The organism is Niallia sp. HCP3S3_B10 (assembly GCF_052064465.1).
Taxonomy (GTDB): domain Bacteria; phylum Bacillota; class Bacilli; order Bacillales; family Cytobacillaceae; genus Niallia; species Niallia hominis.
Map to the genome: position 1 here is coordinate 235,429 of NZ_JBQHVO010000002.1, position 19,041 is coordinate 254,469.

A 19,041-nucleotide genomic window follows, 5' to 3' on the forward strand; every position below is an offset into this window, starting at 1 on the left:
GAACTTTTTGCTACTTCTCAACCGTTAATTTACAGAGCTTTCTTTTTTTGAATCGATTTCGAGAACACATGAAATTTGGATACCACGCGCTTTTCTTTTCTTCAAGCCCAAATCTTGCAATTCGAGGTGTTAATGGTGCCATCAAAAAAAACGACTCCAGATATAATTCTAATGATTCTCACATTTACGTTACTGGCAATAGGGTTAATCATGGTGTATAGTGCTAGCGCGGTAATGGCCGAACGAAATTTAGGTGATTCTTTCTTCTTTGCCAAAAGACAGATGCTTTTTGCGGGCGTCGGAATTGCAGCAATGCTATTTATAATGAATCTTGATTACTGGATATGGCGTTCTTGGGCTAAACAGATTATTATTGTTTGTTTTGTATTGCTTATAGTCGTTTTAATTCCTGGCGTTGGTTTAGTTCGGAATGGTTCACAAAGCTGGATTGGAGTCGGTGCATTTTCTATTCAGCCCTCTGAATTTATGAAAATAGCAATGATTATTTTCCTGGGGAAGTTTCTGTCAGAAAATCAAAAGCATATTACTTCATTTAAAAAAGGCTTGCTCCCTTCATTAGGGCTAGTATTCCTGGCGTTTGGAATGATAATGCTTCAGCCAGATTTAGGTACTGGTACGGTTATGGTTGGTACAAGTATTGTCATGATTTTTATTGCTGGTGCTAGAATTCGTCACTTTGTGATATTAGGTCTTATTGGTGTTGCAGGGTTTGTAGGATTGGTTGCGAGTGCTCCTTACCGGATTAAAAGGATTACTTCCTTCCTTGATCCTTGGTCTGATCCATTAGGAAGCGGGTTTCAAATCATTCAGTCCTTGTATGCAATTGGTCCAGGTGGATTATTTGGTTTAGGTCTTGGGGAGAGTCGGCAAAAGTTTTTCTACCTGCCGGAGCCACAAACAGACTTCATTTTTGCGATTCTATCAGAAGAATTAGGATTTATTGGTGGCTCGCTGATTTTATTATTATTCGCCCTCTTGCTTTGGAGAGGAATAAGAATCGCTCTAGGCGCACAAGATTTGTTTGGTAGTTTTGTCGCGGTTGGAATTATTTCTATGGTTGCGATTCAAGTTATGATTAACATCGGAGTTGTAACAGGACTAATGCCTGTAACAGGGATTACCCTTCCATTTCTAAGCTATGGAGGATCTTCTTTAACCCTCATGTTAATCGCGATTGGTATTCTTTTAAATGTCAGCAGATTTTCAAGGTATTAAACGTTATTTAAAATTTTGAAACCTAGTGTATGGTGCTTATTCCCATCACTAGGTTCTTTTTATTGCCTTTTTAAAAAGGAAGAACTCGCAGGTAATTCCATTCTCTTCCCTTGGGGCACACATAAGCCATAAGGGATTAATATAAATACTTACCATAGCTAATAAATAGCTTGTTTACCTGAAAAACATCATAAGAAAGCTGAGAATATCAAAAATTTATTTTTTTCGCACATATGATAAACTTTTTGCAATCATGACAAAAATGGTGCGGAAAAGGGGAATGTGTTACATTTCATTATCAATTTCAAGATATTCATAAAGGGTGTTTAAAATATAGTACAATAAGGTATCTATTAGTTGGGGGTTGACCGGAAAGTAAAAAAATTCTTAGAAAATAGCAGAAGATTATTTCTGTTTTTCATTAATTGAAGCTATAATGTAAAAAGAAAAGAAAAATAACATATTTTTCAAAGTAGAGAAGAGAAGTATTTTGAGGTGGAAAGAATGAAGATAGTTGTAAGTGGTGGAGGAACAGGGGGACATATATACCCTGCATTAGCATTGATTCGCGAAATAAAAAAAGAAGTGAAAGATGCTGAGTTTCTTTATGTTGGAACAGAGCAAGGACTAGAAAATAAATTAGTCAGAAGGGAAAATATTCCCTTTAAAACAATACATATTACAGGCTTTAAACGGAAACTGTCTCCAGAAAATTTAAAAACAGTTTGGAGATTTATTGCTGGTGTACAAAAAAGTAAGGCGATATTAAAAGAGTTTAAGGCAGATGTGGTAATAGGAACAGGCGGATATGTTTGTGGTCCGGTTGTTTATGCAGCTGCTAAGCTTGGGATACCAACCATCATTCATGAACAAAATAGTGTTCCAGGATTAACGAATAAATTTTTAAGCAAATATGTTGATAAAGTAGCTACTTGCTTTGAAGAAGCGGCTTCTTATTTTCCAGAAGAAAAAGTTGTGATGACAGGGAATCCTAGAGCTTCAGAAGTGTTAAATCAGGATGGCATTAAAGGAAGATTATCGGTTGGCTTACAATTGAAAACCCCAGCTGTTCTTATTGTTGGTGGAAGCAGAGGTGCTAGACCGATAAACGATGCTGTTATTACAGCGTTACCCCAATTAGGGGATAAACCATATCAAGTACTTTATGTAACCGGAGAAGTGCATTATGAAGCGGTAAAAAAAGAAGTAGAGTTAGTAGGAAATCCTAAAAATGTAATTATCAAGCCATTTGTTCATAATATGCCAGAAGTATTAACAAGCATTGACCTGACTGTTGCGAGAGCAGGCGCAACAACGCTAAGCGAGCTAACCTCGCTCGGCATTCCAAGTATTCTTGTGCCGAGTCCCTATGTGACGAACAATCATCAGGAAAAAAATGCGACTGCACTAACAAGCAATGGAGCAGCAAAAATACTTCTAGAAAAGGATATGAATGGACAAAAATTAGTGGAAGAAATGGATGCCATTATGCTGAATCCTAATGTGTTAAAAGGTATGAAGGAGGCATCCAAAAAACTAGGGATTCCTGATGCGGCAATGAGGTTATATAATGTAATGAAGGAAGTTATCGATAACAAGAAAAAGTAGGAAATTGCAAATCGGAAATTTGATTAGAAAGCAAATTTTCGGTTTGCGAATAAAAAGGTGGACAACCTTTGAATGGTTTTTTACTATTTCCTTATTTAAAAATACCGGGGTGATTTTTTGGAAAATGGGAAGGTTGTTTCTTTAGAAGATCGAATTCCAAAATTAAAAGAACAGAGACGAAAAAAGGCGAATCGTCGACTTATTTTCCTTCTCCTTCTATTCTTCCTTATCATCGTTTGCGTTATCTATTTCCAATCACCTTTAAGTCATGTAAAAAAAATCGAAATTACTGGGAATCATTTATATACTTATGAAGACTTAGAGAAAATGAGTGGAATTACAACCGAAACAAATATTTGGACAATCAAAAAAGATCAGTTAGCATCAAAACTGAAAGATGCTGGTGGAATGAAGTCTGCAAAAGTTTCCATCTCTATTCCAAATACTGTTCAAATTGACGTAAAAGAATATAGGAAGATTGCTTACTTTGAAGTGGAGAATGAATTTATTCCGCTTCTAGAAAATGGTGATATGCTACATGATAGAGCGATGACAAACAGTCCCTACGATGCTCCTATTATCAAAGATATAAAGAGCGAAAATGACACTGTCATAACGAAAATAGGGGAGGAATTAAGTAAACTTCCAGCAAGTGTGTATAATGCGATTTCTGAAATAAGGTATACTCCTAAAGATACCGATAAGTGGCATGTTACCGTTTATATGAATGACGGAAATCAAGTATTAGCTTCTTTATCTTCTTTTTCGGATAAAATGGAGCATTATCCATCCATTATTGCACAGCTAAATACAGACAAAAAGGGAGTAATTGATTTAGAAGTAGGTTCTTATTTCAAAGCTTTCGATTCGGAAGGGGAAAAGAAGAGTGAAGACTAATAAAAGAAGAAGAAATGTTATCTTCTCCTTGGTTTTTCTCGTACTTGGATTTATGATTTCCTTTTCGTATCAAAATACAAAAAAGGACGAAAAGCAAGAAATTAGTGAGAGCCAATTTGAAAGAGATTTGGAATTGCGGAACGAATTAATAGAGCAGGAAGAAAAAAATAACGATCTTTATAAGGAATTAAAGGAATCCCAAAAGAAACTTGTTCAATTAGAGAAGAATCTTTCGAATGAAGCAGAAACCTATTCTAACTTAGCAGAAGATGCCCAAAAGTATCGTATCTATTTAGGAAAAGTTGCTGTAAAAGGAGAAGGGGTGCAAATTACCTTAGAAGATGGAGAATATAATCCAAAGGAAGATAGTGTGAATAATTACTTGGTCCATGAACATCATGTGTTTAAAGTGATTAATGAGCTATATGTTTCAGGTGCACAAGCAATTAGTATCAACGGGCAAAGACTATCCCATAATTCATATATTCTCTGTAATGGACCGGTAATTGAAGTGGATGGTTACCAACACCCTGCTCCATTTGTTATTACGGCAATCGGTGATAGCGATGTATTAGAAGGTGCAATCAATATTAATGGTGGTGTAAAAGATTTGTTAGTAAATGATAATGTTAGATTTAGCCTGGAAAAAAAACGGTCGATTCAAATGGAACCTTTGAAAGTAAATTAACAGTAAGTATGATGAGTAGAAAGTATGATGCGCTTTGAATAAGAATTTTATAACAATGACTGGAATAACGCTTATTGTCGGATTTATGATTGCAGTACAATTTCAGACAATAAAAGAACCGGTAGTACGGGATACAAGAGATACATGGGAACTAAGAGAAGATTTAATAAATGAAAAAAAATTAGAATTGCAGCTTATTAATGAAATTCGATCGATAAACGCAAAATTAGATGAGTATGAAAATGAAACCTCTGAAAGTAAAGCAGAGGTATTAAAAGATACGCTAAAAGAATTAAAGCAGGAAGCTGGTTTAACAGAAGTAACTGGAAATGGAATCATCTTAAAAATTGCATCTGTTAATACAGAAATTCTATTAGGGGAAGAACCTGGAGAAGTGACATCTGAATTATTACAGCGATTGGTAAATGAGTTGAATTTATATGGGGCAGAGGAGATAGCGATCAATGATAATCGCTATGTGAATACAACTGTTATCCGTGAAATAAATAATGTGTTGAAAATGGATGGAAATCCCCTTAATCAGCTGCCGATTGAAATAAAGGTAATAGCGAAAGATGCTAGTACTGCAGAAAAATTGTTTAACTACATGAAGGTTTCTAAATCAGCAGATGAATTTTTTGTTTCCAATCTTTTATTAAATGTAGAAAAACCAGAGAAGGCAATCACGATTCCAGCATACAGTAAGGCTGTTACTATCCATAATATGGAGCCTGCAAATACAAATGAAGGAGGCGATTCATAATGTGGCTTCCTATATTTGGGTTGATTGTTGGGCTTGTCTTTGGACTATTAACCGATATAAAAGTACCAGAAGAATATGCGAATTATTTATCGATTGCAGTTCTAGCAGCATTGGACACCTTATTCGGTGGGATTCGAGCACATCTGCAAAATATTTTTGATGAAAAGGTGTTTGTAACAGGCTTCTTTTTTAATATTGTCCTTGCAGCAAGTTTAGCTTTTCTAGGTGTTCATCTTGGTGTAGACTTATACTTAGCGGCGATTTTTGCATTTGGTGTGAGACTATTTCAAAACATTGCTGTAATTAGAAGTATTATTTTAAAGAAATCAAATACTAATTCTCCCGAAAAAATTGAAAAAAGTTGACAGAGAAAAAAGGGAATATATTAGTTTTGGCGAATAATTTAAATATTAATAGAAATGTCAAAGTGAATGATGAAATTCCTTTAATGAATAAGTAATTAGTCCTATTTATAGTAAAAAAGTCTAAAATTTTATTGACACTAAGTGAAAACTTAGTGAAAATATGGTGTTGCCTGGTATACAATAGAATAGTTATAGATGAAATTTATCTTATATCTTATGTATATCAAAAAACGATGAAAATAGAAGACGTTACTTCTTAATAAAAATGTTGAAATTTTATTTTTCTACTGTATGACATAATTTGTTGTTCACTTTATTTAAAATGCAAAAGGAGGTGCCCGAGAATGAACAGCAATGAACTTTATGTAAGTCTAGACATCGGTACATCCAGCATAAAAGTTATCATTGGCGAGATGATTAACGAATCTTTAAATATTATTGGTGTAGGCATCGTTCCATCAGAAGGTTTAAAAAAAGGTTCAATTGTGGATATAGATGAAACCGTTCATTCTATTCGACAGGCAATAGAGCAAGCCGAAAGAATGGTTGGGATGGAAATAAAACAAGTAATTGTTGGCGTTTCGGGAAATCATGTAAATCTGCAAACTTCACGTGGGGTAGTTGCAGTTTCTAGTGAAAATCGCGAAATTACAATTGAGGATGTAATTAGGGTAAAGGATGCAGCACAAGTAGTCTCTATTCCCCCAGAAAAAGAAATTATTGATATTATTCCTAAGCAATTTATTGTTGATGGATTAGACGAAATTACCGATCCAAGAGGAATGATAGGTGTACGACTGGAAATGGAAGGTACCATAATAACAGGAAGTAAAACCATACTACATAACACCTTAAGATGTGTGGAAAGAGCTGGACTTGAAATTCAGGATATTTCCTTGCAGCCACTTGCTTCAGGCTCCTTCGCACTTTCAAAAGATGAAAAAAACTTAGGGGTTGCTTTAATAGATATTGGCGGTGGTTCCACCACAATTGCTGTATTTGAAAATGGTTTTCTTAAAGCAACTAGTGTAATTCCTATAGGAGGAGACCACATCACAAAAGATTTATCGATTGGTCTTCGTACTACGACAGAAGATGCAGAAAAAATCAAGATAAAGTATGGATATGCCTTTTATGATCATGCTTCTGAAGAGGAGGTATTTAGTGTTCCTATTATAGGAAGCGATCAGCATCAACAATTTAATCAATTAGAGATTTCTGATATCATAGAAGCTAGATTAGAAGAAATCTTTGAACTGGTTGGTCACGAACTAGTGAGATACGGGGTATACGATCTTCCAGGAGGATTCGTATTAACTGGTGGCGTTGCTAGTACAAAAGGAATTTTAGAATTGGCACAAGGTGTTTTCCAAAGCCGTGTTAGAATTGCTATTCCTGATTATATTGGAGTAAGAGAGCCACAATATACAACTGCTGTTGGGTTAATTAAATTCTCCTATAAAAATAGTAAACTTCAAGGTGGAAATATCCATAATCCTGTCACCGTTCCTGCTGAAAATAGGGAAAAAGTTCAAAAACAAGCAACCCAAAAACCAGCATATGAGAAAAAACAAGTTGAGAAGGAACCTTCAAAGTTTAAGAAATTTATGGGTTATTTCTTCGATTAATGAATGGCTTTAATAGGATGGACATGTATTAATAAAAAGAACTTCGAGAAGGCTGAGAGTCGTTTAGGGTCAGTCTAGGTATATTTTTAAATGGTATGTTACTCCATATCACCAAGACTTGAGATGCGGACAGTTCGATACTGCTGAATATCGACGAATTAGGAGGATTTGTCATGTTGGAATTTGATACAAATATAGATTCACTAGCTGTAATAAAGGTAATAGGAGTAGGTGGCGGCGGTAATAACGCTGTTAACCGAATGATTGAACATGGTGTTCAAGGGGTAGAGTTTATTGCTGTGAATACAGATGCACAAGCATTAAATTTATCGAAAGCAGAAATAAAAATGCAAATTGGCGGCAAGTTGACGAGAGGCCTTGGTGCAGGTGCCAATCCTGAAGTAGGAAAGAAGGCTGCTGAGGAAAGCAAAGAACAAATTGAAGAGGCTTTAAAGGGAGCAGATATGGTCTTTGTAACGGCTGGAATGGGTGGAGGAACTGGTACAGGTGCTGCACCAGTTATCGCTCAAATCGCCCATGACTTAGGTGCTTTAACAGTCGGAGTGGTAACAAGACCATTCACTTTTGAAGGAAGAAAAAGATCTACCCACGCTGCAAGTGGTATTACGTCACTAAAAGACGCAGTGGATACGTTAATTGTAATTCCAAATGACCGCTTACTTGAAATTGTAGATAAATCAACTCCAATGCTTGAAGCGTTTAGAGAAGCAGATAATGTATTGCGTCAAGGTGTACAAGGTATCTCTGACTTAATTGCAACACCAGGTCTAATTAACTTAGACTTCGCTGATGTAAAAACTATTATGGTAAACAAAGGTTCAGCTCTTATGGGTATAGGGGTTGCTTCTGGAGAAAATCGTGCAGCTGAAGCAGCGAAAAAAGCAATTTCTTCTCCACTTCTTGAGACTTCTATTGACGGAGCACAAGGGGTATTAATGAATATCACTGGCGGATCGAATTTAAGCTTGTATGAAGTACAAGAAGCAGCAGATATTGTTGCATCAGCTTCAGATCAAGATGTAAATATGATTTTTGGTTCTGTTATCAATGATAATTTAAAAGATGAAATAGTTGTTACTGTAATTGCTACAGGCTTCAACCAAGACTTATCTCAACCACAGCAAGGCAGACCTGGATTTGGAGGGTTAAAGCCAAATGCCAATAATGCAAGCCAAAACAGCAATCAAGCTAATACTAGAGAACCTAAAAGAGAAGAGCCAAATGTTCAAAAAGAACAACCGAGAAGTACAAACGTACAACAAACAGAGGATACTTTAGATATCCCAACCTTCTTAAGAAATAGAAACCGCAGAAGATAATTACTTCTGTAGCAAAAACCTTTCTGTTATTTTTACAATAATGGAGAGGTTTTTTATTTTGCAGTCTAGATTTTTTAAGCTAGCTATAAAAATCCCCTTTTTAATTGCATTCATCCATTATCCTTTTTCTCATTTTCCATTTAATATTGCTTAGAATTATTAAAAAAACTGATAATATTTCGCTAGAACTAAAAAATATTCAGTTAGGAGATATAGTGACAAAAACCGTTAGAAATAGAGGAAATTTCTGATTTTTTGATTACAGAAAGTGACAGAATTTCAAGAACAAGTACGTTATACTTTTTCGTAACAGATTAATAGAGAGAAGATTTACTTCTTTTGTGGCTTTGGCGATGATCCCTTTTTCATTTGCAAGAACTGTGAGGATCTTGATTGCTTTCTAGTTATAATGCAGATGAATAAGGATAAGGTCAGTCATTTACAAAGCTTCGATGAAGGAGAGGAGGAGTTACATGTTTGGCCATTTATCTAGATGTAATATGGCTATTAAATTTTCTATTTGACAGTTTATTACTATATTTAACTGGAATTCTTTTAAAGAAAAAAATCATTCATTGGAGAATTTTGCTTGGAGGATTTATTGGTTCCCTAATTATTTTGTTATCCATCACATCGCTTAGTCCCTATACAAGTCATCCTGTATCGAAGCTACTATTTTCGATTATCATGGTAGCAACTGCTTTTGGATATAAGCGATTTCGCACCTATCTTCAAGCGTTGATGATTTTTTACTTAGCTACCTTTTTAATTGGAGGAACATTGATAGGCGCCCATTATTTTATACAGTTTGATTTTCAACTGTCTTCTTCTGTACTTCTTGCAAGTGTAAAAGGATTTGGTGATCCTATTAGTTGGCTATTTGTCCTTCTTGGCTTTCCTGTTGCCTGGTACTTTTCACGCAGAAATGTGGAAGGGATTGAAGTTACAAAGATTCAATATGAGCAAATAATTGATGTGATTTTTCAAATTGGTGGAAAAGAGTTTTCGGTAAAGGGATTGGTGGATAGCGGAAATCAAGTATATGATCCAATCTCTCGTCTTCCGGTTATGTTTGTTTCCTTGAAGAATATCGGAAATGATATGCCGGCAGAATTAATTCGTTTATCAGAACAGCCAGAACAGGTTATTTATGGAAGTGAGCCAATTGCTCCAGAGTGGGAAAGTAAGATGCGCATTATTCCATATAAAGTAGTCGGCAAGGATCACCAACTAATTATAGCAGTGAAACCAGATGTTTTGCTGTTGAAAAAAGAGCAGGAAGTAACTATTGTTGAAAAAGGATTGATTTCGTTTACAAACCAAGTTCTCTCTGCTGAGGATGCATTTGATTGTATTGTTCATCCGAAAATGCTATTAGGGAAAAAATCAGTGGAGGAAAAGGTTAGTTAATATACTATACTCACGAAAAACATCGTTTAGAAGGAGGAAATGCACATGAAGAAATGGAAGCTTCGCTTATCTTATTATTGGTACAAATTTTTAATTAAAATTGGATTGAAAACAGACGAAGTATTTTATATTGGTGGAAGTGAAGCACTGCCTCCTCCGTTAACGAAAGAAGAAGAAGAAATGCTTTTGGAAAAACTTCCAAAAGGGGATCAAGCAGCTCGCTCGATGCTTATTGAGAGAAATTTGCGTCTTGTTGTTTATATTGCGAGGAAGTTCGAAAACACGGGTATTAATATTGAAGACCTAATTAGTATTGGCACCATTGGATTAATTAAGGCGGTTAATACATTTAATCCAGAGAAAAAAATTAAACTTGCCACATATGCCTCCAGATGTATTGAAAACGAAATATTAATGTATTTGCGGAGAAATAATAAAATTCGCTCAGAAGTTTCATTTGATGAGCCGTTGAATATTGATTGGGATGGAAATGAACTACTTCTATCAGATGTGATGGGAACAGAAGATGATATTATTACGAAGGATTTAGATGCAAGTGTGGATAAAAAGCTCTTGGTAAAAGCATTACATCAACTTTCTAAAAGAGAAAAACAAATCATGGAATTACGGTTTGGTTTAGGAACAGGAGAAGAAAAAACCCAAAAAGATGTAGCAGACATGCTAGGCATTTCTCAATCGTATATTTCCAGATTAGAAAAGAGAATTATTAAGAGACTTCAAAAAGAATTTAATAAAATGGTTTAAAAAATTTTGTTTAGAAATCCTTGTCCCACATAATTCCAACTGAAATTAGCGTAAATTGGAAATTTAACAAAAATTCTTCTCATGCATATTTTTCCTTCTCGGGGAGATACTGTTTTTTGTACAGCAGCTCCTGTGAGGAGGGAAATAGATTGACTCGAAATAAAGTAGAAATTTGCGGTGTTGATACATCAAAGCTTCCAGTGTTAAAAAACGAAGAAATGAGATTGCTCTTCAAGAAAATGCATGAGGGAGATATATCCGCAAGAGAAAGTCTCGTAAATGGAAATCTCCGCCTCGTATTAAGTGTGATTCAACGATTTAATAATCGAGGAGAATTCGTGGATGACTTATTTCAAGTGGGTTGTATTGGTCTAATGAAATCTATCGATAATTTTGATTTAAGTCAAAACGTAAAGTTTTCCACCTATGCTGTCCCGATGATTATTGGTGAAATTCGCAGGTATCTCCGCGATAATAATCCAATTAGGGTTTCCAGATCTCTGAGAGACATTGCTTATAAGGCACTACAGGTCAGAGAAAGGTTGATGAATAAAACATCAAAAGAACCGACAGCTGAGGAAATTGCCAAAGAGTTAGACATTCCCCATGAGGATATTGTTTTTGCGTTAGATGCTATTCAAGATCCAGTGTCTCTTTTTGAACCAATATATAATGATGGTGGAGATCCGATTTATGTAATGGACCAATTAAGTGACGAAAAAAATAAAGACATACAATGGGTGGAAGAATTGGCATTAAAAGAAGGAATGCGCCGATTAAATGATCGAGAAAAAATGATTTTGCGAAAGCGATTTTTCCAAGGCAAAACACAAATGGAAGTTGCAGATGAAATCGGCATCTCACAAGCACAAGTCTCAAGATTGGAAAAGGCTGCTATTAAACAAATGAATAAAAATATTCAAAGCTAAAATAGGAATAGCGGGTTAGACTTCTTAAAGTATGATACTTTAATGATTGTCTAACCTTTTCTATTGGAAAAATGCTTTTTTTTAATAAAATACATAAATAATTATAGAAATGGATCATGCGAGTTTTGAGTGCTAGTTTAACTAATAGTGACTTTGCTATCCATTAGGTAACGAAATAAGACGCCACCAATTAGCATAGTTAATTTAGAAGATTCTCGGATTAGAAAAAATAACCCCCATTTTATAAAATGCAATCTTATTTCCAAAGAAAATCATGTTTTTCTGTGACCAATTATAGGTCCATATGGTAAACTAAAACAAAAAGATGGGGTTAGATAATGGAACCTTTTACTTTACAAAATAAACAGTTTTTCAATCTTGATTTATGGGAGCAGCAGTTCCCAAATTTATTAGCTGGTTTCACAACAAAAAATGATGGGAAAAGTAAAGGCGATTATGCTAGTTTAAATATGGCGTTTCATGTGAATGATCAGAAGGAAACGGTTATAGCTAACCGCGATGAGGTAGCGCGAAAGTTAATGTTTCCTTTGGAACGATGGGTTGGTGCAGAACAAACGCATAAAGTCCATATTGCCAAAGTGACAAATGATCATTTAGGTATGGGTGCTAAAGATTATGAAAGTGCGTTAAAGGATACAGATGGTTTTTTTACTTTAGAAAAAAATATATTATTAACTCTATGTTTTGCAGATTGTGTTCCGTTATATTTTATTCATCCCGTTACAAAGGCAATTGGGATTGCACATGCAGGCTGGCAAGGGACGGTTAAAGGCATTGCTAGGGAAATGATCAATGTATTTGCTTCACACGGTATACCTGTTGATGAGGTGCTTACTGTTATTGGTCCTTCCATTACAGATCGTCATTATATAGTGGATGACCGAGTCATCAATGAAATAGATATGGTGTTACATTCTCAAGCGAAGTCATATACGACTGTTTCTCCGGGGCAATACAGACTGAATTTACAAGAAGCAAATAAGCAGATTTTATTAGAAACAGGAGTGCTGGAAAGCAATATTCATCTAACTAATTATTGTACCTATGAAGATGACGCTTATTTTTTCTCTCATAGAAGGGATAAGGGGAAAACAGGAAGAATGATGAGTTATATTGGATGGAGAGAGGAAGAAGGAAACGAAAATGTTAGTGAAAGATAATCTTAGTGTTATAAAGCAGGAAATTGCGCATGCGTGTGAAAAAGTAAATCGGAATCCAGAAGAGATAACACTTATTGCTGTGACAAAGTATGTTACAATAGAGCGAGCACAAGAAGCGTTAGATGCTGGAATTGTTCATCTAGGTGAAAATCGTGAAGAAGGCTTACTGGCAAAGTATGAAGTTCTTCAGGACAAGCCAATTTGGCATTTTATTGGATCATTGCAGACTAGAAAAGTAAAAGGTATTATAGATTATGTAGACTATATTCACTCTTTGGATCGACTATCTTTGGCAAAAGAAATACATAAAAGAGCGAATCGTACCATAAAGTGTTTTGTACAGGTTAATGTTTCGAAAGAAGAATCGAAGCATGGAATGGAACCAGAAGAAGTAATTGATTTTGTGAAACAATTATCCAACTATCCAAATGTTCAAGTAGTTGGATTAATGACAATGGCACCATTTACAGAAGATAAATTATTACTTCGTCAATGCTTTCAAAAATTAAAAAGCATTCAAGAAGATGTAAAAGGATTACAATTACCATATGCTCCATGCACAGAGCTTTCTATGGGCATGTCGAATGATTATTCCATTGCGATCGAAGAGGGAGCAACGATGATAAGAATTGGAACTGCTTTAGTAGGAAGCGAGAAATAGGAGGCAAGTGAAATGAGTATAAAATCGAAAATAAAAACGTTCTTTTTTTTAGAAGATGAAGATTACGAAGAAGAGCAAGCTAACTATCAAGACGAGCCAAGCGAGCCTGCTAGACATTATAAACAGCCTGTTCAGCAAAATTATCATAATCAGCAAAATCAACATGTTCAACAGCCGAAAACTAATAACCAAAATGTAGTAAGTCTACAAAGTATCCAAAAATCATCAAAAGTATTTTTGGTGGAGCCACGGGTATATGCAGAAGCACAGGATATTGCAGATCAGTTGAAAAACCGTCGGGCTGTCGTTGTTAATCTACAGCGGATTGAAAAGGACCAAGGTAAACGAATAGTAGATTTCCTTAGTGGGACTGTTTATGCGATTGGTGGAGATATTCAAAAAATTGGTACAGATATATTTTTATGTACGCCAGATAATGTGGAAGTATCAGGAAATATATCGCAAATCCTGCAGGATGCAGAATACGAAAATACGAGGTGGTAACAACGAATGACATTTATTATTTTAGTTTTAGCAAAATTATTACAGTATTACTCCTATGCTTTAATTATTTACATTCTAATGTCTTGGATTCCAAGTGCACGCGAAACATCTATTGGTGTTTTTCTTGCAAAAGTCTGTGAGCCCTACTTAGAAGTTTTCCGGAGAGTTATTCCGCCAATTGGTATGCTAGATATTTCACCGATTGTTGCTATCTTTGTTTTAAACCTTGCTGGAATGGGAATTCAGCAATTAGGAATGTGGTTTATATAAGTATTTAAGAGGGCTAATATAGCCCTTTTTCTATGCAAAAAAGGAGCTAAAAACATGTCAATCTATCAACATTTTCGTCCTGAAGAAAGAGACTTTATCGATCAAGTAGAAAATTGGCGAAGCTATGTCGAGAATACCTATGCCCCGAAATTAACCGATTTTTTAGATCCAAGAGAACAAAAAGTCCTCGGTATGATTATTGGTGAGCATCATGAGGTAAAGTTTCAATTTTTTGGAGGACATGATCAGGCAGAAAGAAAACGGGCACTTCTATACCCTGAATATTACGAGGCAGACATAAAGGATTTTAACTTGACTTTATTAGAAGTGAATTATCCAAAGAAATTTGTCACTATTGAGCATCCCCATATTTTAGGTAGCTTAATGTCGCTTGGGTTAAATCGTAATAAATTCGGTGATATTTTGGTTGTAGATGAGGAAATTCAATTCATTGTTGCAGGAGAAGTCGAGGATTATGTAAGGCTTCAGCTTGAATCGATTGGGAAAGCGAAGATAAGTCTAACAGAAGTTTCATTAGATAAAATAATTTTCAAAGAAGAACATTGGACAGAAATGACGACGACTGTTTCCTCCCTTCGCCTCGACACACTAATTGCAGCAATCTATAATTTTTCAAGAGAAAAAGCAAAGACTTACATTGCACAAGGACTTGTAAAAGTGAATTTTACTTTAATAGAAAATGTTGCATTTATATGTGAAGAAGGAGATGTGCTTTCTGTTCGGGGAGAAGGACGAGCTACCATTAAATCCATTGAAGGAAAAACGAAAAAAGATAAATGGAGGGTAGTGGTAGGTAAATTGAAATAGATAATAAGAAGGAAGATAAGGTCCCATAATTTTTCCTGCAAACAAAAAACATAGTTTTTTTATTGTCTATATATGTTACAATATTTTTTAGTAGCATTATTTTTCACGTTTCTTCTTATTTTTTAAAAATAATGCAGGAAATCCGGTAATACTGTCGAAATTAGGATGATACATAAAGAAATCGAAGTTTGGGAGGTGGCTTTATGCCATTAACGCCGTTAGATATTCATAACAAGGAATTTGCCAAAGGCTTCCGTGGTTATGATGAAGATGAAGTAAATGAATTTCTTGACCAGGTAATTAAAGATTATGAAAATATTATCCGTGAGAAAAAAGAACTAGAAGAAAGATTAAATGAGTTAACGGACCGTATCGGCCACTATAATAACATTGAAGAAACGTTAAATAAATCCATTGTAGTAGCACAAGAAGCTGCCGAAGAAGTTAAGCGAAATGCACAAAAAGAGGCAAAACTAATTATTAAAGAAGCAGAAAAAAATGCTGATCGCATTGTCAATGAATCGCTATCGAAAGCTAGAAAGATTGCTCTTGAAATTGAAGAATTGAAAAAGCAATCAAAAGTATTCCGTACTCGATTCAAAATGCTAATTGAAGCACAATTAGATATGCTTAATAATGATGATTGGGATCATTTATTAGAATATGAATTAGATGCATCTGAATTAAATTCAACAAAATAATTCCCAAGTCTTGACGAATGATGGATTGATGAAATATAATTTTTCACAAATAGATATTCATGTAGCGTTGATAGGGATAGTAGATTTCCGTGAAACTTAAAGTAGCGAATCAGGGGCGGTGTAAGCCTGATATAAGTTGGAAGTTGAAAATCACCCTTGAGTCCTTTTCTGAAATAGAAGTAAGAAAAGGCGGTTCATTGCCGTTAAAAAATGTCTAAGTGGATAAGAGTTCTTTTTATCTATAAGGGTGGTACCGCGGGAACCTTTAAAAACCTTCTCGTCCCTTTCATGGGGATGAGAAGGTTTTTTGCTGTGTATACTGATTCTAAAAAAGCAGAAATGTCTATAATAGAATACGGAATATATTGCTTGCATACATGATGAAAAAAAGATAATAATGCTGGAGGAAGAAAATGGAATATAAAGATACGTTGCTGATGCCAAAAACAGCCTTTCCGATGAGAGGGAATTTACCAAATCGCGAGCCTGATATGCAAGCGAAATGGAAAGAAATGAATATTTACGAAAAAGTTCAAGACCGTACAAAAGGACGTCCAATGTTTGTTCTTCATGATGGCCCACCATATGCAAACGGTGATATACATATTGGACATGCGCTGAATAAAATTTTAAAAGACTTTATTGTTCGTTATAAATCCATGACAGGCTTTCAAGCACCATATGTGCCTGGTTGGGATACACATGGACTTCCTATTGAACAAGCTTTAACGAATAAAGGCGTTAAACGTAAAGAAATGACCGTTGCAGAATTCCGTAAGTTATGTGAAGAATATGCTTTAGAACAAATTGACAGTCAAAGAGAACAGTTTAAGCGCTTAGGTGTTCGTGGTGATTGGGAGAACCCATATATAACGCTAAAGCCTGCCTATGAAGCACAACAAATAAAAGTGTTTGGAGAAATGGCGAAAAAAGGCTATATCTATAAAGGCAAAAAACCAGTTTATTGGTCTCCAACAAGTGAATCAGCTCTTGCAGAAGCAGAAATTGAATATAAAGACAAAAAGTCTCCATCCATATATGTTGGATTCAAAGTGAAGGATGGAAAAGGAGTATTGGCAAGTGATGTACAAATTGTTATTTGGACAACTACACCTTGGACTATTCCTGCAAACTTAGGTATATCTGTTCATCCTACTTTGACGTATGTAGTCGTCGAGGAAAAAGGAAGCAAGTATCTTGTTGCACAAGATTTATTAGAAAGCGTTAAAACAGAGATTGGTTGGGAAGAGGCGAATGTTGTTCAAGAAGTAAAAGGTGCAGAGCTCGAGAACATTTTAGCAGCTCATCCAATTTATGGACGTGATTCTTTAGTAATGCTAGGGGAGCATGTAACAACAGATGCTGGTACTGGATGTGTTCATACAGCACCAGGACACGGGGAAGATGACTTCCTAGTTGGTCAAAAATATGGATTAGAAGTTCTTTGTCCTGTCGATGATAAAGGGGTTATGACAGAAGAGGCACCTGGATTTGAAGGGTTATTCTATGATAAAGCAAATAAGCCAATTACAGAAAAGCTTGAAGAAGTTGGCGCATTATTAAAGCTTCAATTTATCACACACTCTTATCCACATGACTGGAGAACGAAAAAACCAGTTATTTTCCGAGCGACAGCACAATGGTTTGCTTCTATTAAAGACTTTAGAAATGATCTATTAGATGCAATTAAAGAAACACAATGGGTACCTGCATGGGGCGAAACTAGATTGTATAATATGGTTCGTGATCGCGGGGACTGGTGTATTTCTCGACAACGTGCTTGGGGTGTGCCAATTCCTGTATTCTATGCAGAAAATGGTGACAGTATTATTACTGATGAAACAATTGAGCATATCTCGAATTTATTTAGAGAAAATGGTTCCAATATTTGGTTTGAAAAGTCAGCTAAGGAATTATTGCCTGAAGGATTTACACATCCAGGCAGCCCAAATGGGGAATTTACGAAAGAAACAGATATTATGGATGTTTGGTTTGATTCTGGTTCTTCTCATCAAGCTGTATTGTTAGAAAGAGAGGATCTGCAACGTCCTGCTGATTTATATCTAGAAGGTTCTGACCAATATCGTGGTTGGTTTAACTCTTCCCTATCTACAAGTGTTGCAGTAACTGGAAAGGCGCCTTATAAGGCTGTTTTAAGCCATGGATTCGTATTAGATGGAGAAGGACGCAAAATGAGTAAATCATTAGGGAATGTCATGATACCTGCAAAAGTAATGAACCAATTAGGTGCAGATATTTTACGCTTATGGGTAGCATCTGTAGACTTCCAAGCAGATGTACGTGTATCTGATGCTATTTTAAAACAAGTAACAGAAGGATATCGTAAAATCAGAAATACTTTCCGTTTCTTATTAGGAAACCTTGCTGATTTTAACCCAGAAACAGATGCTCTTTCTTATGAGGAATTACGTGAAGTGGATCAATTTATGATGATCAAGCTAAATAAGCTCATTAAAACGGTGACAGAATCCTATGATAAATATGAATTCTCTACTATTTATCATAATATTAATAATTTCTGTACATTGGATTTAAGTGCATTCTATCTTGATTTCTCAAAAGATGTCCTTTATATTGAAGCAACAAATAACAAAGAAAGAAGAGCTATTCAAACAGTTCTTTATGAAAGTTTAATCAGCTTAACAAAGTTAGTTGCGCCAATCTTACCACATACTGCTGACGAAGTTTGGGATCATATTTCTTCTGTAAAGGAAGAAAGTGTCCAGTTGACTGATTTCCCTGAATCTACTGTGTATGAAAATAGTGATGCAGTAGAAGAAAAGTGGAATAAATTCTTGGCTGTACGTGACGATGTGCTTAAAGCATTAGAAGAAGCACGTAACCAAAAAGTCATCGGTAAATCCCTTGCTGCGAAAGTAACACTGTATGTGAATGAAGAAGTAGATACACTACTAAATTCTATTCAAGAAAACTTACAGCAATTATTTATCGTATCAGGTTTTGAAATTGCTGGGAAATATGATAATGCACCAGAAGAGGCACTAAAGCTAGAAAATGCTGCAATAGTTGTAGCAAAAGCAGACGGTGAAACATGTGAAAGATGCTGGACTGTTACAACAGACATTGGCACAGTCGAAGCTCATCCAACATTATGTGAAAGATGTGCACATGTAGTAGAAGAAAATTATTAAGAGATAAATTTTAAAAACCGATAAACTTTCAATAGTTTGTCGGTTTTTTTGTGTGTTTAAAAGATAATTTAAAACAAAGAAAAAATGCAAGGAA

18 protein-coding genes and 1 other annotated feature are annotated in these 19,041 nt (G+C 35.3%); all 18 genes read left to right on the forward strand.

Going from position 1 to position 19,041, the window contains the following annotated elements:
* Positions 1 to 135: 135 nt before the first annotated feature.
* The 18 genes from spoVE (at position 136) to ileS (ending at position 18,947) form a co-directional block, all read left to right on the forward strand.
* Positions 136 to 1,236 (forward strand): stage V sporulation protein E, encoded by a 1,101-nt coding sequence (gene spoVE / locus ACTNDN_RS02645; RefSeq protein WP_031534299.1) that lies wholly within the window; start codon positions 136 to 138, stop codon positions 1,234 to 1,236.
* Positions 1,237 to 1,740: 504 nt separating this feature from the next.
* On the forward strand, positions 1,741 to 2,844 hold the full coding sequence (gene murG, locus ACTNDN_RS02650) for an undecaprenyldiphospho-muramoylpentapeptide beta-N-acetylglucosaminyltransferase (RefSeq protein ID WP_235251112.1): 1,104 nt from the start codon (positions 1,741 to 1,743) through the stop codon (positions 2,842 to 2,844).
* Between the two features lie 117 nt (positions 2,845 to 2,961).
* On the forward strand, positions 2,962 to 3,741 hold the full coding sequence (locus ACTNDN_RS02655; protein WP_031534303.1) for a cell division protein FtsQ/DivIB: 780 nt from the start codon (positions 2,962 to 2,964) through the stop codon (positions 3,739 to 3,741).
* A complete protein-coding gene (locus ACTNDN_RS02660) occupies positions 3,731 to 4,429 on the forward strand; it encodes a DUF881 domain-containing protein (protein WP_284561008.1) in 699 nt (232 codons plus the stop codon). The genes ACTNDN_RS02655 and ACTNDN_RS02660 overlap by 11 nt, the downstream gene beginning before the upstream one ends.
* 55 nt (positions 4,430 to 4,484) lie before the next feature.
* Positions 4,485 to 5,192, forward strand: a complete 708-nt coding sequence (locus ACTNDN_RS02665) for a DUF881 domain-containing protein (RefSeq protein ID WP_031534308.1) — start codon at positions 4,485 to 4,487, stop codon at positions 5,190 to 5,192.
* Positions 5,192 to 5,557: a small basic family protein gene (locus tag ACTNDN_RS02670; protein ID WP_031534310.1), complete on the forward strand. Its 366-nt coding sequence runs from the start codon at positions 5,192 to 5,194 to the stop codon at positions 5,555 to 5,557. The genes ACTNDN_RS02665 and ACTNDN_RS02670 overlap by 1 nt, the downstream gene beginning before the upstream one ends.
* Before the next feature lie 344 nt (positions 5,558 to 5,901).
* Complete coding sequence (ftsA, locus tag ACTNDN_RS02675) at positions 5,902 to 7,185, forward strand: cell division protein FtsA (protein ID WP_441130725.1); 1,284 nt, start codon at positions 5,902 to 5,904, stop codon at positions 7,183 to 7,185.
* A gap of 173 nt (positions 7,186 to 7,358) precedes the next feature.
* Positions 7,359 to 8,525: a cell division protein FtsZ gene (gene ftsZ, locus ACTNDN_RS02680; protein WP_031534313.1), complete on the forward strand. Its 1,167-nt coding sequence runs from the start codon at positions 7,359 to 7,361 to the stop codon at positions 8,523 to 8,525.
* A gap of 477 nt (positions 8,526 to 9,002) precedes the next feature.
* Positions 9,003 to 9,935, forward strand: coding sequence for a sigma-E processing peptidase SpoIIGA (gene spoIIGA / locus ACTNDN_RS02685; RefSeq protein ID WP_031534315.1), 933 nt, complete (start codon positions 9,003 to 9,005; stop codon positions 9,933 to 9,935).
* A gap of 45 nt (positions 9,936 to 9,980) precedes the next feature.
* Entirely contained in the window at positions 9,981 to 10,700 is a 720-nt protein-coding gene (gene sigE, locus ACTNDN_RS02690) for an RNA polymerase sporulation sigma factor SigE (RefSeq protein WP_016201019.1), read from the forward strand.
* A gap of 149 nt (positions 10,701 to 10,849) precedes the next feature.
* Complete coding sequence (gene sigG, locus ACTNDN_RS02695) at positions 10,850 to 11,629, forward strand: RNA polymerase sporulation sigma factor SigG (protein ID WP_441130728.1); 780 nt, start codon at positions 10,850 to 10,852, stop codon at positions 11,627 to 11,629.
* Positions 11,630 to 11,967: 338 nt separating this feature from the next.
* A complete protein-coding gene (pgeF, locus tag ACTNDN_RS02700; protein WP_441130730.1) occupies positions 11,968 to 12,810 on the forward strand; it encodes a peptidoglycan editing factor PgeF in 843 nt (280 codons plus the stop codon).
* A complete protein-coding gene (locus tag ACTNDN_RS02705) occupies positions 12,794 to 13,471 on the forward strand; it encodes a YggS family pyridoxal phosphate-dependent enzyme (protein ID WP_031534322.1) in 678 nt (225 codons plus the stop codon). Before pgeF ends, ACTNDN_RS02705 begins: the two co-directional genes overlap by 17 nt.
* 12 nt (positions 13,472 to 13,483) lie before the next feature.
* The gene (locus ACTNDN_RS02710; RefSeq protein WP_251627343.1) at positions 13,484 to 13,975 is read left to right on the forward strand and encodes a cell division protein SepF; all 492 of its coding nucleotides are present in this window, start codon (positions 13,484 to 13,486) and stop codon (positions 13,973 to 13,975) included.
* Positions 13,976 to 13,981: 6 nt separating this feature from the next.
* Positions 13,982 to 14,245 (forward strand): YggT family protein, encoded by a 264-nt coding sequence (locus ACTNDN_RS02715; RefSeq protein ID WP_031534325.1) that lies wholly within the window; start codon positions 13,982 to 13,984, stop codon positions 14,243 to 14,245.
* A 54-nt stretch (positions 14,246 to 14,299) separates the two neighbouring features.
* Positions 14,300 to 15,073, forward strand: coding sequence for an RNA-binding protein (locus ACTNDN_RS02720; protein ID WP_441130735.1), 774 nt, complete (start codon positions 14,300 to 14,302; stop codon positions 15,071 to 15,073).
* A gap of 203 nt (positions 15,074 to 15,276) precedes the next feature.
* Complete coding sequence (locus tag ACTNDN_RS02725) at positions 15,277 to 15,774, forward strand: DivIVA domain-containing protein (protein ID WP_016201026.1); 498 nt, start codon at positions 15,277 to 15,279, stop codon at positions 15,772 to 15,774.
* Positions 15,775 to 15,832: 58 nt separating this feature from the next.
* Positions 15,833 to 16,062, forward strand: a binding site (T-box leader).
* A gap of 125 nt (positions 16,063 to 16,187) precedes the next feature.
* Positions 16,188 to 18,947 (forward strand): isoleucine--tRNA ligase, encoded by a 2,760-nt coding sequence (ileS, locus tag ACTNDN_RS02730; RefSeq protein WP_251627342.1) that lies wholly within the window; start codon positions 16,188 to 16,190, stop codon positions 18,945 to 18,947.
* The last annotated feature ends 94 nt before the right edge of the window (positions 18,948 to 19,041 follow it).

Bases quoted from the DNA above. Each gene is read 5' to 3' on its own strand.
- murG (WP_235251112.1), top strand. From the start codon at position 1,741: ATGAAGATAGTTGTAAGTGGTGGAGGAACAGGGGGACATATATACCCT.
- ACTNDN_RS02665 (WP_031534308.1), top strand. From the start codon at position 4,485: ATGACTGGAATAACGCTTATTGTCGGATTTATGATTGCAGTACAATTT.
- ACTNDN_RS02670 (WP_031534310.1), top strand. From the start codon at position 5,192: ATGTGGCTTCCTATATTTGGGTTGATTGTTGGGCTTGTCTTTGGACTA.
- ftsA (WP_441130725.1), top strand. From the start codon at position 5,902: ATGAACAGCAATGAACTTTATGTAAGTCTAGACATCGGTACATCCAGC.
- ftsZ (WP_031534313.1), top strand. From the start codon at position 7,359: ATGTTGGAATTTGATACAAATATAGATTCACTAGCTGTAATAAAGGTA.
- sigE (WP_016201019.1), top strand. From the start codon at position 9,981: ATGAAGAAATGGAAGCTTCGCTTATCTTATTATTGGTACAAATTTTTA.
- pgeF (WP_441130730.1), top strand. From the start codon at position 11,968: ATGGAACCTTTTACTTTACAAAATAAACAGTTTTTCAATCTTGATTTA.
- ACTNDN_RS02705 (WP_031534322.1), top strand. From the start codon at position 12,794: ATGTTAGTGAAAGATAATCTTAGTGTTATAAAGCAGGAAATTGCGCAT.
- ACTNDN_RS02710 (WP_251627343.1), top strand. From the start codon at position 13,484: ATGAGTATAAAATCGAAAATAAAAACGTTCTTTTTTTTAGAAGATGAA.
- ACTNDN_RS02715 (WP_031534325.1), top strand. From the start codon at position 13,982: ATGACATTTATTATTTTAGTTTTAGCAAAATTATTACAGTATTACTCC.
- ACTNDN_RS02720 (WP_441130735.1), top strand. From the start codon at position 14,300: ATGTCAATCTATCAACATTTTCGTCCTGAAGAAAGAGACTTTATCGAT.
- ACTNDN_RS02725 (WP_016201026.1), top strand. From the start codon at position 15,277: ATGCCATTAACGCCGTTAGATATTCATAACAAGGAATTTGCCAAAGGC.
- ileS (WP_251627342.1), top strand. From the start codon at position 16,188: ATGGAATATAAAGATACGTTGCTGATGCCAAAAACAGCCTTTCCGATG.